This window comes from Roseateles asaccharophilus (assembly GCF_031458115.1).
Classification (GTDB): domain Bacteria; phylum Pseudomonadota; class Gammaproteobacteria; order Burkholderiales; family Burkholderiaceae_C; genus Pelomonas; species Pelomonas asaccharophilus_A.
The window spans coordinates 281,035-295,430 of the sequence record NZ_JAVDXV010000008.1; the positions used below are offsets into that span (position 1 = coordinate 281,035).

Annotated in this window: 14 protein-coding genes and 1 tRNA gene; 2 read left to right on the top strand and 13 right to left on the bottom strand. The window is 68.6% G+C overall.

Annotation, left to right across the window (positions count from 1 at the left end; translation table 11 throughout):
- Position 1 precedes the first annotated feature (1 nt).
- Positions 2–952, bottom strand: coding sequence for a PA2778 family cysteine peptidase (locus J2X21_RS20325; protein ID WP_310331639.1), 951 nt, complete (start codon positions 950–952; stop codon positions 2–4).
- Positions 949–1,344 carry a PA2779 family protein gene (locus J2X21_RS20330; protein WP_310331640.1) on the bottom strand — a complete coding sequence of 132 codons (396 nt, stop codon included), beginning with the start codon at positions 1,342–1,344 and terminating at the stop codon, positions 949–951. Before J2X21_RS20330 ends, J2X21_RS20325 begins: the two co-directional genes overlap by 4 nt.
- Before the next feature lie 142 nt (positions 1,345–1,486).
- Between J2X21_RS20330 and J2X21_RS20335 the strand changes: the two genes are divergently transcribed.
- Positions 1,487–1,560: transfer RNA gene (locus J2X21_RS20335), tRNA-Gly, on the top strand.
- A gap of 327 nt (positions 1,561–1,887) precedes the next feature.
- Here the strand turns inward: J2X21_RS20335 and J2X21_RS20345 are convergent.
- Together J2X21_RS20345 and J2X21_RS20350 are read right to left on the bottom strand one after the other, a co-directional pair.
- Entirely contained in the window at positions 1,888–2,355 is a 468-nt protein-coding gene (locus J2X21_RS20345) for a hypothetical protein (RefSeq protein WP_310331642.1), read from the bottom strand.
- Between the two features lie 27 nt (positions 2,356–2,382).
- A complete protein-coding gene (locus J2X21_RS20350; RefSeq protein ID WP_310331644.1) occupies positions 2,383–2,946 on the bottom strand; it encodes a pyridoxamine 5'-phosphate oxidase family protein in 564 nt (187 codons plus the stop codon).
- Between the two features lie 670 nt (positions 2,947–3,616).
- Here J2X21_RS20350 and J2X21_RS20355 point away from each other — a divergent pair.
- A complete protein-coding gene (locus tag J2X21_RS20355; RefSeq protein ID WP_310331645.1) occupies positions 3,617–4,468 on the top strand; it encodes a hypothetical protein in 852 nt (283 codons plus the stop codon).
- Between the two features lie 81 nt (positions 4,469–4,549).
- On the opposite strand, the gene J2X21_RS20360 is transcribed toward J2X21_RS20355, so the two are convergent.
- The 9 genes from J2X21_RS20360 to J2X21_RS20400 form a co-directional block, all read right to left on the bottom strand.
- Entirely contained in the window at positions 4,550–5,326 is a 777-nt protein-coding gene (locus J2X21_RS20360) for a MauE/DoxX family redox-associated membrane protein (protein ID WP_310331646.1), read from the bottom strand.
- 241 nt (positions 5,327–5,567) lie between these two features.
- Complete coding sequence (locus J2X21_RS20365) at positions 5,568–5,924, bottom strand: PRC-barrel domain-containing protein (RefSeq protein WP_310331648.1); 357 nt, start codon at positions 5,922–5,924, stop codon at positions 5,568–5,570.
- Between the two features lie 83 nt (positions 5,925–6,007).
- Positions 6,008–7,078 carry a flavodoxin family protein gene (locus J2X21_RS20370; RefSeq protein ID WP_310331649.1) on the bottom strand — a complete coding sequence of 357 codons (1,071 nt, stop codon included), beginning with the start codon at positions 7,076–7,078 and terminating at the stop codon, positions 6,008–6,010.
- Positions 7,079–7,151: 73 nt separating this feature from the next.
- Positions 7,152–7,388: a hypothetical protein gene (locus J2X21_RS20375; protein ID WP_310331650.1), complete on the bottom strand. Its 237-nt coding sequence runs from the start codon at positions 7,386–7,388 to the stop codon at positions 7,152–7,154.
- Between the two features lie 112 nt (positions 7,389–7,500).
- Positions 7,501–8,001, bottom strand: coding sequence for an AAA family ATPase (locus J2X21_RS20380; RefSeq protein WP_310331651.1), 501 nt, complete (start codon positions 7,999–8,001; stop codon positions 7,501–7,503).
- Between the two features lie 48 nt (positions 8,002–8,049).
- Positions 8,050–8,643, bottom strand: a complete 594-nt coding sequence (locus J2X21_RS20385) for a DUF1349 domain-containing protein (protein WP_310331652.1) — start codon at positions 8,641–8,643, stop codon at positions 8,050–8,052.
- A 28-nt stretch (positions 8,644–8,671) separates the two neighbouring features.
- A complete protein-coding gene (locus tag J2X21_RS20390; protein WP_310331653.1) occupies positions 8,672–9,610 on the bottom strand; it encodes a diguanylate cyclase in 939 nt (312 codons plus the stop codon).
- Positions 9,607–12,207, bottom strand: coding sequence for a response regulator (locus J2X21_RS20395; protein WP_310331655.1), 2,601 nt, complete (start codon positions 12,205–12,207; stop codon positions 9,607–9,609). Before J2X21_RS20395 ends, J2X21_RS20390 begins: the two co-directional genes overlap by 4 nt.
- A 117-nt stretch (positions 12,208–12,324) precedes the next feature.
- Positions 12,325–14,007 (bottom strand): bifunctional metallophosphatase/5'-nucleotidase, encoded by a 1,683-nt coding sequence (locus J2X21_RS20400; RefSeq protein ID WP_310331656.1) that lies wholly within the window; start codon positions 14,005–14,007, stop codon positions 12,325–12,327.
- Between the last annotated feature and the right edge of the window lie 389 nt (positions 14,008–14,396).

The window sequence follows — 14,396 nt, forward strand, 5'->3', positions numbered from 1 at the left end:
CTTACCGAGAGGTGTCGATGGTCGCCAATGTGGCGCGCGCCGCGGCGGCCCAGGCGGGCTCGGCCGCGTCGGCACGCCTCACGGCCCGCTCGGCCGCGTCGCGCGCGCCGGCGCGGTCGCCGGCATCGCGGCGCAGCAGGGCCAGGTTGTTCCAGGCCACGGCGCTGTCGTGCTTCTGCGCGACGGCCTCGAACGCGTCGCGCGAGCCGGCCGCATCGCCGGCTGCGTTCAGCGTGTTGCCCAGGCCGATGCCGGCCAGCAGGTTGTCGGGCCAACGCGTCAGCAGCGTCCGCCACGCCAGTGCCGCGCGGGCCGGCGGGGCGACGCGCTCGAAGCCCAGTGCGGCGTCCGTGGCATCGGCCTCCAGCGCGGTGGCCGGCAGGCGCTGCGGTGGCAGCACCGCGATGGCCCAGCGGCCCGCGCGGGCCCAGGTGTATTCGAAGGTGCGCAGCGCCATCACTTCGCGCTGCGTCGTGCCGCTGCGCAGCAGCAGCTCGCGACGATCCAGGTCATAGCCCACCACGACGGCGTAGTGCCAGCGTGGCGCGAAATCCAGCCCCAGGTTCTGCAGCACCACCACCGCATGGCCGGCCGCCACCTCGCGCAGCAGCGCCTGCAGCTCACGCGGCAGTCGGGTGGCGACGGCGCCCTGGCGGCGCGCGCCTCCCAGCATCTCAAGCTGCAGCGTGCCGCCGCGCGCGGGCAGGAAGATGGCGTCGCCCAGGCGCTCGGGATCGGCGGCCAGGCCCACGTCGGCCAGCGCGGTCGCCAGCGCGGCCGGGCCGCAGTGGTCGCGCGTCTGCGCGAAGAAGGGCACCTCGGCACGATCGACGCGCGCCGGCAGGTCGGCCGGCGGCTGGGCCAGCAACGCCGCCGTCTGCGGCGGCGTGAAGAAGGCCGCGCAGCCGGACAGCAGCAGCGCCGCCGCGGCGGCTGCGAGCCGGGCGATCAACGCACCGCGCGCGTGAACGGGAACACCTTGGTCAGGCCGAGGATGTCGGTCACCAGCAGGATGATGAAGACGGTGAACAGCACGCCCACGACATCGCTGGCGCCCGCGGGATCCTGGTCGATCTGCTGCACCAATTGCTTGGCTTCGGCGTCGGTCAACGCGTCGACGCGGGCGCGCATCTCGTCGGCCGACACACCGCGGGCCTGCAGCATGGCGGCGAGGTCGGCGCGGTCCAGCGCGGTGTGCAAGCGGGCGTGGGCCTCGCTGCGCGCGGCGGGTGCCATCGCCGCGGCGGCCTGTTCGGTGCTGATCAGCGTGGTGGCCTGGGCGGTGCTGCTGAACACCAGCGACGCGGTCAGGATGGAGGTGAGGATGCGCCGTGCCTTGTTCATTGCTTTCTCCTTGCAGGGGCGGTGGGAACGGGGCGGCATGCTAGGGCCGGCCCGGGCCGTTGCCGGGGTGGCGATGGCGGTTTGCGGCCTTGTCCTACAGCCGCTGTGGCGCCGTTGAACCACGCCATAATCTGCACCCAACGCGGGCGTCGTTCAATGGTAGGACCTGAGCTTCCCAAGCTCATGACGTGGGTTCGATCCCCATCGCCCGCTCCAATAATGAGACGGCCCCTCCAGGGGCCGTTCGCTTTTGTGCGGGGTGAAGGGGCGTCTTTCAGCCCCAACGCTCGTGACAGGAAACTCCGCACGAGTGGAAGCGCCTGCTCGAAATGGGTTTCCAGCAGCCAGTGGCCCGCGTCGTCGAGCAGGTGAAGTTCCGCGTCCGGCAGGTCGCGCAGATAACGACGAGCAGGGATAGCCGTGCGGCAGCAGCAGCGCAGGCGCATCGTCAGGGCCGGCATCGCGAAGGAAAAGCCGTTGGCCGGCGATGTCGGCGTGACGGTGTCTCACCGGTGTGTCGGGCATGGGAACGCCCCTTCCATGTCAGTCGCGCTTCATCACCAGCGCGACGATGGCGGCGGCTGCGCTGACGATCAGCACGTCCTCGATCAGGCCGCTGCGGGTCTGGCCGATGCGGGCCATGGCCTGCTTGCGGGCGGCCAGCGTCGCGTAGGAGAGCGGGATCGCCGCCGCGACGGCGACCGCCGCGCCCGCGCGCTCCTGGCCGCTGGGTGCCAAGGCCGCGCCGGCAATGCCGGCGCTCATGGCCCGCGCCAGCAGCCCAGGGGCGACAGTGCGGTCGGGTGCCGTCTTCATCTTGTCGCCCAGCAGTTCCCCGAGCCCGAGCGCCATCGCGCCCACCTTGAACAACGGTCTGTCCAGCAGGAAGAGCTCGCCGGGCGTGCGCCGGCCGGCGACGCGCGCCACGGAGATCGCCGCCATCGGCGTCATCGACCGGGCGCTGGCGACCACGCCGATCAGGAACGAGGCGAGCAGGCTGCGAATGTCCATGGGATGCCTCTTCGGTGTAGCGTGCCGTCAATGCCGAGGACGCAGATTGCCGACCTCTCCGTCGTCGAGTTGCTTGCCCAGTGCCGCGCCGATCACCATCTTGATGCCGGCGATCACGTCGCCATGCTTGTTGTCCCAGTACTGGCCGCTCGTCGCATCCACGCGGATGACGCTGATGCAGGGGTCGTCCTTGCCCTCGTGGAACCAGACGCGGGCCATCGGCGTCCACAGCTTCTCGATCATGGCCTTGTCGTGGATCACGCTCGCGTGGCCGCGCAGATGCATGAACCCCGAGTGCTCGGTCGCCTGGAAGTACAACTCCACCTCGCCGTCGGCGGTGATCTGTGCATTCTTCCGGCTGTGTCTGTCGCTCAGGAACCAGAGGGTTCCGCTGTCATCGCACTCGCGCACGCCCATCGGGCGGACGCCGCCATGAGTCACGAGGAAGCAGGTGTCGGCCTTGTCGACGACCTCACGGATCTTCTTCACGGCCTCGCTGCCCGACAAGTCATGGCGCGTGTCCGCGTTCTCGGCATTCGGATGCGTGGGCGTCAGATCCTGTGCCGGCGGGTTCTGGATGGGCGTGCTCATGGGGGGCTCCGTTCGGGATAGGCCCTTGACCTTAGGCGCCGACGTTTCCCGTGGGTGTCGGCCTGGACGCCATCGCCGCGTCGGACACGCAAATGGGCAAACTCGAAATGACTTCGCAGCTGCGCATGGAAGGCTGTTGCACGCCGCTTCCGCAGGCGCATTCGCCACGATCTGCAGGCCAAGCGCGCTGGCCACCGCGTCGTAGAACCGCCGCGCCGTCTGGAGATCGGAGACCACGATGCCGGTGTGATCAATCATGAGAGATCTCGATGCCGTAGGAAAGGGATGCTGGGCAAGCAGCGCTCCATGGCGAGCTCCCGAGTGGAAGTCTCATGCACCGCCATTGCCCTCGCGCGTGTGCTCGATGGCAACGTCGGCTTGCTCCTTCAGCTGGTCGGGCCACCGCTGGGCTGCTTGCGCCTCCCACGGCCTGGCAGGTCAGGCTGCAGGGGCGGCCCTTGGCGGAGCGCGGTGTGGGGCGTCGTGGTTTATACGCAGCGGCTTCTCTTGCTTTGATCAGCGAGGGCGCGGCAAGCAAGGCGCCCGGTCGCTGGCAGACCAAACGGCAGCCATGCGAAGAACCCTTGGTGCCTGCGAACCGGTATGCGGCTTGCCCGACTTGGTGTCGGGGCCGCCAGTCCGGCAGCGCCAGCCATGAAGGAGCACAGACATGAGTCAGCATGACGATCAACGCCGCAGCCGCAGTGAATCACAGCGCGGCGGCCAGCACGGGCATCGCAGTGCGCAGCATCAACAGCGCCGCTTCGATCCGCCTGGTCAGCAGATGGGCTACCAAGGCGGCCATCGGGATCAGCAAGGTGGCAACTTCGGCAGCGGTGCCGACAGCCGCGAGGGCGAATGGGGCCGCAACATCGCCGGCAGCGCGCATCCCGATGATGAATGGGGCCGGCCTCGCGGCGCAGACGGCGGCGACCGCTACGAAGAAAGGCCTCCTCAGGGGCAGAGCCGCGGCGCATGGAACGCCGACTACGACCAGCGCGGACCGTCCCATCAAGGCGGCAGCCATGCCGGTGGAGGCTACCCAAGCGGCGATGAAGGCGAGGGATATGGGAGCCGCCGCTACTCGAACGCCCGCTACCCGCGCGAGTCGTACGACCGGGGCGCCGATGCCCGCCATCGCGGCTATGCGGGCCAAGCTGGCAATACGGAAGGCTATGGCTACGGAAGCGGCAACTGGGGCAGTCAGGGGCCGGGCTATGACAACCCCTGGGAAAGCCGCTCCTTCGGCACGCAGGGCGAGGGCACGGCGGGCCGTCACTACGACCCTGACTATGACCAGTGGCGCAATCAGCAGATCCAGGAACTCGACCGCGACTACGACAGCTGGCGCCAGGAGCGCTACAAGAAGTTCTCCGACGACTTCACGTCGTGGCGCAGCAATCGCGCCAGCACTGCCAAGCGGGCCAGCACCAGTGACACCGACGTCGACAGCGGACTGCCCGCTCGCGATGCATCGACGGGCGCCTCCAGCAACGCCTCCAAGGAGACCAAGAGCAAGTAGTGCGGCCTGACCCGTGGGGCATCCGTGAGCAATCGCGCTTGCCCTCGTTTCACCTTCTTGAGCCGCAGCCAGCGGCGGGCATCAGGCCCAGGCCTTGATGGCCATCCACACCGCCATCGCGACCATCATCAGGTTCTCAGCCAGGGACACCGGCCCCAGCGGCACCTGGCTGTCCCCGCCCACACAGGCGCATTTCAAGCTGCGCTTGTCGACGTAGACCGCCTTGATGACGGAGGCCGCACCCACCAGCCCGATGAACGATGCCAGCGGCACCGACAGCCACATGGCGGTGCCAGCCAGCATGAGCAGGCCCGCCGCCCCTTCTGCAAACGGGTACAGATAGGCATAGCGGACCCAGCGCCGCGCCAGCAGGTCGTAGTTGAGAAACATCGTCGAAAAGCTTTCGACGTCGCGCAGCTTCTGAACGGCGAGCAGGCACATGGCGATGGCGGCGAAGCGCTCCACGGTGGACGGAATGCTGGTGCTCGCGAAGCCGCCCCAGCCGACCGCCAGCGCCATCGCCGCCGCCATGCCGAACAGCATGGCCACCGGGGTGTACGTCACCTCGCCCTTGCGATGGACTTCCAGGCCGAGCCACGCCCGCAGATCATCGTTGCCTCCCACGCGGGTGCCATCAATGAACGTCTGCGGCGTGGTTTCCACGCCATGCTGCTTCTTGAAGGTTTCGGTCTCTGCCTTTGACGTGAGGTGGTGGTCCTCGACGTCAAAGCCATTTCGCTTCAGCAGATCAAGCGACTTCAGCCCATACGGGCAGATGTGATCCGGCATGACCATCCGGTAGAGCACCGCCCGCCTTTCCTGACCTGCCGCGGTTAGTTCCGTGCTTTCTCGTGCCATGGCGAAGATCCTGCGTAAGCGCGAATGCCCGAGCGGTTGTCGGCTTGTTGGAAGAAGCTGGACCCGACGCGCTGGCGCCGGGTCCTTTCATCGCCGCGAAGCCAGCCTGTGCGGCTGCAACTCCGTGGCCAGCTTGCACAGCTGAAGCCGGGCGACAAATCAATCCATGCCGCGGTGCCCCTGTCGTCAGTGGCTTGCAACACACCATGACGCAGGACGCGATGCTGCGGATGGCAAGGGTTCATGGCCAGCTGCGGCCGTAGTACTCGTAGACCTTGCGGTTGTATTCATCGGTGTAGTCCGGCTCCGCCAGCTTGGGGTAGCGCGGCGCACTCTCCAGCTTCTCCTTGTCGAGATCGACACGGAAGCCGTCCTTGCCCGTGTCGTAGCGGAGTTCGCTCCAGGGCACCGGATAGCGGTCGGTCCCCATCCCCAGGAAGCCGCCAAACTCGAGGGCGGCGTACCGGACCCTGCCGGACACCTTGTCGATGACCAGATCGTCGATGGAGCCGAGCTTCTCTCCGTTCGAGTTGTAGACGGCCGTTCCCTCGACCTTCGACGATGAGATGACGGGGCCGGTGGTGTCGTCGGGGTTCATGAGATCTCCTGTTCGGGTTGAAGGCCGCTCGTGGCGGACACCGAATGCCGGCAAGCTGCGCGCCCGGGGATCGGGATGCCAGCTCACTTGGTGCGTGGCTGTGGCAGACCGGCTGCGCCGTCTTTCATGAGGCCGGCGCGCATCAAGCCCACGCTTCGCGCCACCGCCCGCGCCGCGCGCCTGACCTCGTCCTGCACGCAGAGGTCGGCGTCCAGTGCGTCGTGGCTGCTGGCATACGGCTCGTAGTAGCCGATGTAGCGTTCCAGTCGGGCGCCGAATCCCGCGTCCTGCAGCCCCATCCAGTCCAGCCAATCCGACAGCGCGCGTCGCGTGCCGTCGATGCCGGCCACGTCGCCGTGCACCACCAGGCCGTAGACACGTCCGGCGAGGTGCTTGGGATAGTCCCAGCCCTTGAGTTCCATCTCACGCGCAAGCTGCGCCTTCTTGCCCTGAGTCGACGTGGGGTCGGGGTTGCCGCCGTCGGCGCACACCAGCCTGTCCATCATCAGCTTCAGCGGGCTGGTCGCCTGGTACCAATGCACCGGCGTCAAGAGCAGCACGCCGTGCGCGCGAACCCATAGCTCGTAGATGTCACCCATCCAGTCGTTGGTCTGGCCCGAAGCGTGGTTGGGGTAGCAGCTGCAGGGCCAGTGGCACAGCGGCATCGCCGTGGACACGCAGCCCTTGCAGGGGTGGATGTGGCGGTCGTAGTCCGAGGTCAACCGGCTCAGGTCCAACTCGTCCACCGTTGCGCCCTCGGCTTCGCAGGCAGCCCGGGCCATCTTCATCAGGCGCCACGTCTTTGACATTTCCCCAGGACAACTGCCGTCGTTGCGGGGCGACGCATTGATGAGCAGCACGCGCGACGGGGTTTCGGCGTTGCTCCACCGCGCCTGTGCATCGTCCAGGCGCTGGCGGAGATCGCGCCACTCCCTGGACAGGTCGTAGTCGGGGTCCGCGAAGCCGGCGCCCGCCTTGACGGTGATGGGGGCCTTGCGGCCGGCGTGGAATGCCTCCCACGCGATCTGCTCAAGCCGGGCCAAAGCCTCCCGTTCGGCGTCGAAGGCCGGGTCCACGAAGCGCTGCCGAAACCGTGCGCCGAACTCGTCGCGCGTCATGTCGTCGGCTTGGCCGGTTCTCAAAGGCGAGGGCATGGGCGTCCACGGCAATCCAGGTGCCCGCCCATGCCCGGGCAAGGCAACGGTCGGGACTGCGCCCGGGCGATCCTCAGGCGTCGCCCGTGCTCGTGTCCCTCACACGGGCCATCCCTTGGGCGGCAGGGCTGGGCGCTGCATCAACCCTTTGGCCATTCACATAGGCCACGCCATCGATGGATTCGATGAGCATGTCGCCCCAGGCGCTGCTCCAGACGTAGCGCAGCACGCCTTCGGTCGCGAGATCCAGGTCGGCTTGCGCGGAGCGATCCTGCCGCAGCAGGATTTGGGGCAACAGCGGCGCATTCATGGTGAGGCAGGTTCCAGTCAGCGAACCAGCATACGCCGCAGCCCCGTTGCATCCCGTGTCGATGAGTCAACAGTTGTGGGGTGACCGTGGATGCATCCCCTCAACCACAGCTTCAACCGACCTTGGGTGGCCAGGGAAGATCAACGACGTAGCGCAGTCGTCTCAAGAAGGCCGGATCGATGTTCTTTCGCCCGCTGGAGGCCAGGACCACAACGCCGCTGTGCGCCCCGATCTTCTGCAGCAGATACGCGACGTCGACGTTGGCGTAGCGATCATGGCTGTCCTTGACGCCGCTGCGCTTGCCGAACAGGGCATCGGCTTCGTCGAAGAACAGCGCCGCGCTGCTCGCCGCAGCTTCCGCGAAGACGAGATCCAGGTTCTTCTCGGTCTCCCCGATGAACCGGCTCACCACCTGGGCGAGATCCACACGCACGAGCGCGCACCCCATCGTGCGGGCAAGGGATTCGGCCGCCTGCGTGCGCTGGGCACCGGGCGGGGCCGTCAGGATCACCGTGCCGGCGCTCTCCGTGGCGATCTTGCGCAGTTGCGCGATGCTGCTGGCGGGCAACGCGACATCTTCCAGCTGCAACGCGATCTTGCTGACCTTGGGCATGGAGCCTCCTCGGTGAGTGGATTCGATTCTGGCCCGGTGAACGCCGCGCTAGGCGGCGCCCCACAGGTTCGGCACCAGCGCCAGGTCCAGTACCTCGCATTCGAACCCCGGGCCGACCGGGCTGCAGGCATACACGCCGACCTCGATCTCATGCGGACAGCCGTGCAGATGGGCGATGCGCAGTTGCTGCCATGGTCCATCTCCCGTTGCCGCCTCGACGCGGAAATCCGCGCCGCGCCGGCTCAGGCGGTAGCGCACCTGCTTGAGGCACGCGTCGACGTCCTGCGTCGCCCAATCCGAGTACCCCAGGTTTGTCACCACCGAGCCCAGCCGGCAGGGTTCGTGGGGCTCGTATTCCACCGACGCCTTGATCCACGATTCCTCGCCGGCCCGGCACATCACGCCGCACTGGTCGTACTGCGCATTCGCCTCGAACGCGACATGTGCCGTCAGCGTGAAGTCCCCTTGCAGCGGCACGAAGAAGAAATGCCCGTTGTCCCGCCTGAAGCCGTAGTGCGTGCGCTGCCAGTAGTCGGTGTCCGGCTTCGTGGTGAGCGCCAGCGTCTGGGCCAGCTGCCAGGCTGCTGGCTCGTGAGACCAGCGGAACCGGGCCAGCGTGTCGCGAAGGGGTGGGGTCGTCATGCGCGGCTTTCAAGGTGCCGCGCGATTGTCAGCCGTCGACCCAGCTCACGCGTCCGCGCCCGGCGGCTTTCGCCAGATACAGCGCCTTGTCTGCCATCTCCACCAGTCCCTGCCCCTGGCTGCCCGCAGCCACGCCCAGGCTGATCGTCAAGCTGCCGCCGGTGGTCGGATGAGCCAGGGACAGCGCGCGCACGGTGTCCTCCATCAACTGCGCGACGCCGATGGCGCCGGCCAGGTCGGTGTCGGGCAGCAGGCAGACGAACTCCTCGCCGCCATAACGCGCCAGCAGGTCGGTGGGCCGGCGCAAGCAGGCCTTCAGGGCCGCGGCGACGCGGCGCAGGCAGTCGTCGCCGGCCATGTGGCCCAGCGCGTCGTTGTAGTGCTTGAAGTGATCCACGTCGGCCAGCACGACGGCCAGTTGCGCGCGCGTGCGCTGGGCGCGGCGCGACTCGGCCTGGAAACGCTCGTCGAAATGGCGGCGGTTGTGCACGCCGGTCAGGCCGTCGACGAACGCCAGTTCGCGCAGCAGGTCGGCCTGAGCCTTCAAGGTCAGCTGCGTGCGCACACGCGCACGCACCACGGTGGGGTTGAAAGGCTTCGTGATGAAGTCCGCCGCACCAGCATCCAGCGCGCGCGTCTCGTCGTCGGGGTGGTCCTGCGACGTGACGAAGATGACCGCGATGGAGCGCAGCAGCGGGTCGGACTTCAGTTCGGCGCAGAGTTGATGGCCATCCATGCCGGGCATCTGCACGTCCAGCAGCACGAGGTCGGGCTGGCGCTCGCGGCACAGTTGCAGCGCACGCTGGCCGTCGGTGGCCATCAGCACCTGGCAGTCGGCCGCGAACACGCGGTGCAGCGCCTGGATGTTGACCGGCTGGTCGTCCACGATCAGCAGCCGCGGCCGGCGCCCAGGTGGCGCGAGGCCGGGCGTCAGCGGCAGGTGCTCGGGCAGGGCGATCTGCATCATGCTTGAGCCTCCAGCATGGCGCGTGCCTGCTTGCACAGAACCAGCGCGGCGCCGAAATCCAGGGTGGCGATGGCCGCGTCCAGCGCGGCGGCGGTGCGGGCATCCAGCGCACCGCGCAACTGTGGACGCAAGGCCTCGTGCACGTCCAGTGCCTCCAGGTCGGAGCCGGCCAGCAGATGCGCCAGTGCGTCGAGTCGCTCGGCCACCGTGCCGGTGGCGCGGGGGGGCGGCGCCGCGGCGGGCCGGGATTCGGCGTGAAGGTGGGCGGCCAGGCGGTCCAGCGCAGCGAGGTCGGCATCGCGGCGCTGCAGAAAGCGCTGCCGCCATGCGGCATCGGGCGCGGTCGCGTGCTCGCCTTCGGCGGCCAGCGCGGCCAGTTCCTCGGCGCCCAGCATCGCGGCCAGGCCGCGAAAGCCGTGCAGCCCTCGCGTGGCGGCGGCGCCACCTTCCAGCAGCGCCTGGGCCAGTTGGCGATCCTGCTCGTGCAGCGCGGACAGCGTGCGTTCGAACAGCTCCACACGGCCGGACATGCGGGCCAGCGCCTCGGCCAGCGCAATGCCGGCGCGGCCCGCGTCGTCGAGCAGCGCGGGCGGCAGGTCGGTGGCGCGCTCGGGGCTGGCCAGCGGCGTGGCGCCACAGCGCCGGCGCAGCACGGCGACGAGGCTGTCGGGGTCGAAGGGCTTGACGATGTGTTCGTCCATGCCAGCCTCAAGGCAGGCTTCGCGCTCGGCGGCGAGTGCCCCCGCCGTCATGGCGACGATCGGCAGCGTGAGGCCCAGCTGGTGGCGAATCAGCCGCGTGGCGGTGGTGCCGTCCATCACAGGCATCTGCACATCCATCAGTACCGCATCGAAGCCGGCGCGGCCGCGGGTCTGCGCCAGCAGCGTCAGTGCCTGCTGGCCATCGCCGGCCAGCGTGACCAGCGCGCCTTCCAGCTCCAGCAGTTCGCGCGTGACCTGCTGGCTGCCGGGGTTGTCCTCCACGACCAGCAGACGCAGTCCCGCCAGCCGCTGCGGAGCCGGTTCGGGCGCTGGGCTTTCGCCACGGCGCTGCTGCCGGGCCGCGGTGACGGCCAAGCCCAGCATCGTGGCAGTGACGGGCTTCACGAGGAAGCCGTCCAGCAAGGCCTGCTCGGCGGCGCTGCGCTGGGCCAGGCGCTCGCGGTCATGGCTGGTGACCATCAGGAGCAGCGGCGCCGGCCCCAGCAGCTTGCGCAGGCGCACGGCGGTCTGCCAGCCGTCCAGCCCGGGCATGACCCAGTCCAGCAGCACGACGTCGGGTGCGGCTTGTTCGGCGAGTTGCAATGCCTCGGCGCCGCTGGCCGCGAGCCGGACTTTCCAGCCCAGTGTCTCGGCCAGCGCGCCGATGATGCGGCGCGCCTCGGCATGGTCGTCGACGACCAACGCCTGCAAAGCCTGCAAGGCCTGCGGAGGCGGCGCGGCGACGGCATCGGTGGGCAGCGCAAAGCCGAGCGTGAAGCTGAAACAGCTGCCGCGACCGGGCGTGCTCTCGACGTGGATGTCACCACCCATCAGCCGCACCAGCCGACGGCTGATCGCCAGCCCAAGCCCGGTGCCGCCGAAACGGCGCGCGGTGGACGCCTCGGCTTGCGTGAAGCCGGTGAAGATGCGCTCCAGCTGCTCCGGCGCGATGCCGATGCCGGTGTCGCGGACGGTGAAGGCCAGCGTGGCCTGGCTCGTGGTCTGCGCGACGCGGTGAATGCCAAGGATGACCTCGCCGGCGGTGGTGAACTTGATTGCGTTGCCCGCCAGATTGACCAGCACCTGCTGCAGGCGCAGGGCGTCGGCGACCAGCACGCGCGGCAGCGTGGGGTCGAGATCGAACAGCAGTTCGATGTCGCGCTTGTCGACGTTGGCAGCGAGGATGACGGACAGGTCGCGCAGCAACTCCTCCAGCCGCATCGGATGCGGGTCCAGCCCCAGGTGGCCGGCCTCGATCTTGGAGAAGTCCAGGATGTCGTTGAGCAGACCCAGCAGGCCGCGCGCGGCGCCTTCGCTCTTGATCGCGTAGTCGCGCTGGCGGGCGTCCAGCGGCGTCTTCTGAAGCAGCCTGAGCATGCCCAGCACGGCGTTCATCGGCGTGCGGATCTCATGGCTCATGTTGGCCAGGAAGCGCGTCTTGGCCTGCGAAGCGCGCTCGGCTGCGAGGCGGGCGTGGGCCTGTGGCGTCAGGTCCAGGCAGGTCAGCACCAGGCCGCCGTCGGGCAGCGGCGCGGTGCGGGCCTCGATGAGGCGGTCGCCGGTGCGGTAGGTTTCCAGCCGGTTGGCGTGCGTGTCGCGCCCCAGCGCGAGCGCGGCTTCAAGGGCGGCGCGCGCCGTGTCGCCCTGGCCGTAGTCGCCGCGGGCGGCGAAAAAGCTGATGAGGTCGTCGAAGCGCAGCGGCGGCTCTTCGAAAAGTGATGCCGGCACATTGAGCAGCCGTTCAAACTCGGCGTTGTGCACCAGCAGGCGGCGCTCGGCGTCAAACACCGCCAGCCCACAGGGCAGGTGAGCCAGGACTTCGCGGATCAGCGGGCTGGGGGCAGGCCTGTGTTGCTGCTGGGCAGCCGCGCCTCCTTGCTTGTCCCTCGCCGCCATCGCGCCCCCGAACCGCTGGCGTCCGGCGTTCGTTGCCGGACTGCTTGGAGTCTAGGACCGCGACGCGTGGACGCTAGGGCAGGCGTCGCTACAACCAGTGACAGGTTTGCCCTAGCGCTACTCGCGGACGATGCGGCCCGGGGCAGCGTGTTCGACGGCTTGCGGATTGGCCTTGAGCCATTCCACCAGGGAGTCGATGTCGGTGCCCAGCACGGCGCGGTCGCGGCCGTGCTTGAACCCGGCCTGCTCGTCGCCGCCTTCTGACAGGAAGTTGTTGACGACGATGCGGTAGTCGCGGTCCCGCTGCAGCGGCTTGCCGTCGACCAGGATCTCGCCCAGCTGCGGCGTGCCGTCCGCCGCGGTGCGCCAGCGGTAGCGCAGCGTGGACGAGGGCTGCAGCAGGCGCGGCGACGCGTTGGCCTTGGGCAGCTGGCGCTGCAGCACGTCCCACAGCTGCTGGCCGGTCAGCGTCAGCACGACGATCTCGTTGCCGAAGGGCTGGATGGCCAGCAGGTCGCTCATCGTGGTGGCCTTGCCCGGCTCCACGACCAGGTCGGCGCGGATGCCGCCGGGGTTCATGAAGGCGATGTCGGCCGGCCCCTGCTTGCGGGCGAAGGCCAGCTGGCTGTCGGCGATCAGGTTGCCCAGCGCCGAGTCGCCATGCGGCTCCTTGGCGTTGCGCACCGCGCCGCGCGGCAGCATGGCGACGGGCTTCATGCGCGCGGCCTCGGTCAGCGCGGCGGCCTGGGCCACCAGTGCGGCGAGCGCCGGGTTGGGCGCGTAGACGGATTGCAGCACCGGGTGGTTGACGGCGCTGGCATCGAGCACTTTCCCGCTGGCGTCGAGCTTGAGCTTGCTCTCGGTGATCCAGCCGCCGTAGCTGCCGGCCTGGACGACCAGGCGGCCGTTGATCTTGCAGGTGTAGGCCTGGTGCGTGTGGCCGCCAATGATGATGGCGTAGGCCGGGTCCAGGCGCTTGGCGATGTCGTGCACGCGGCCGGTCAGCGTGGGGCAGGCATAGGTCGGATCGTTGGCGCCGCCCTCCCTGCCCTGGACACCGCCTTCATGCATGACGGCCACCAGCACCTGTGCGCCCTGGGCCTTCAGCTGCGGCACCAGCGCGTTCAGCGAATCCGCCTCGTCGGCGAAGCGGATGCCCTGGATGGCCTTGGCGACGATGACCTTGGGCGTGTCACGCGTGGCGACACCGGCGATGGCCACCTTCCACCCGCCCGACTGCTTGAAGACATGGGTGGGCAGCAGCGGCTTGTCTGTCGCGGCGTCCAGCACGTTCGCGCCCAGGAAGGGGAAGCCCGGGCCCTTGTAGCCCGGCCATAGGCAGCCGCCGGGCGCGCATTCACCGCGCGTCTGGCGCAGCAGCTCGGGCAGGCCGGAGTCCAGCTCGTGGTTGCCCAGCGCGCTGGCGGCGATGCCCAGTTCGCCCATGGCGACCAGCGTGGGCTCGTCGCGAAGCAGGTTGGAGATCTGCGGCGACGCGCCAATGAGGTCGCCGCCCGCCACGATGACGGCCTCGGGGTTCTTGGCCTTCAGCTGCGCCATCGCGGTGGCCAGGTGGGCCACGCCGCCCGCCGGCTGTGCCTTGACCTCGCCCGTTATCGGGTCCGGCAGGCGCGGCATCAGCGGCGTCGGCTTGGCCGGCTGGATGTTGCCGTGGAAGTCGTTGATGGACAGCAGCGTCAGTTCAGACGTCTTGGGCGGTTGCGGCGTGGAGCAACCAGCCAGCAGAGCAAGGGCCGCGGTGGCGACGGATGCGATGCGCAAGGAGGAGGGCAGGGCCATGGTGGAGTTGAAGCCGGCGGAACCGGCCATCTTAGGAACGGGTGTGTTGCGGGAGTTTGTCGTGAAATCACGACATCCGGCAAAAATGTTTACAAAGAAGTCGAAATGCACTTTCGTGGTGCATTTGACGCTGCGTCGCAGGGCGAGATGGGCCGTGCCAGCGGCAGCAAATGCGCTTGCGGGCGCACTTGGACAGTGCCTGCATCTTGGGCGCAAGTGTCTAAAACGAGCCACATCTGACTTACCCGTAAAGTTCTGTCACAGAAAGTCATGACAATTCCGTCACCGTGGCGGCCGACCCCTTTCCGGGATGGTTTGGCGAGGCCACGACGCCGATGCTGCGGCCCGGGCCGCATGACGTTTGCGTGACGAATTTCGACATCAGCTGC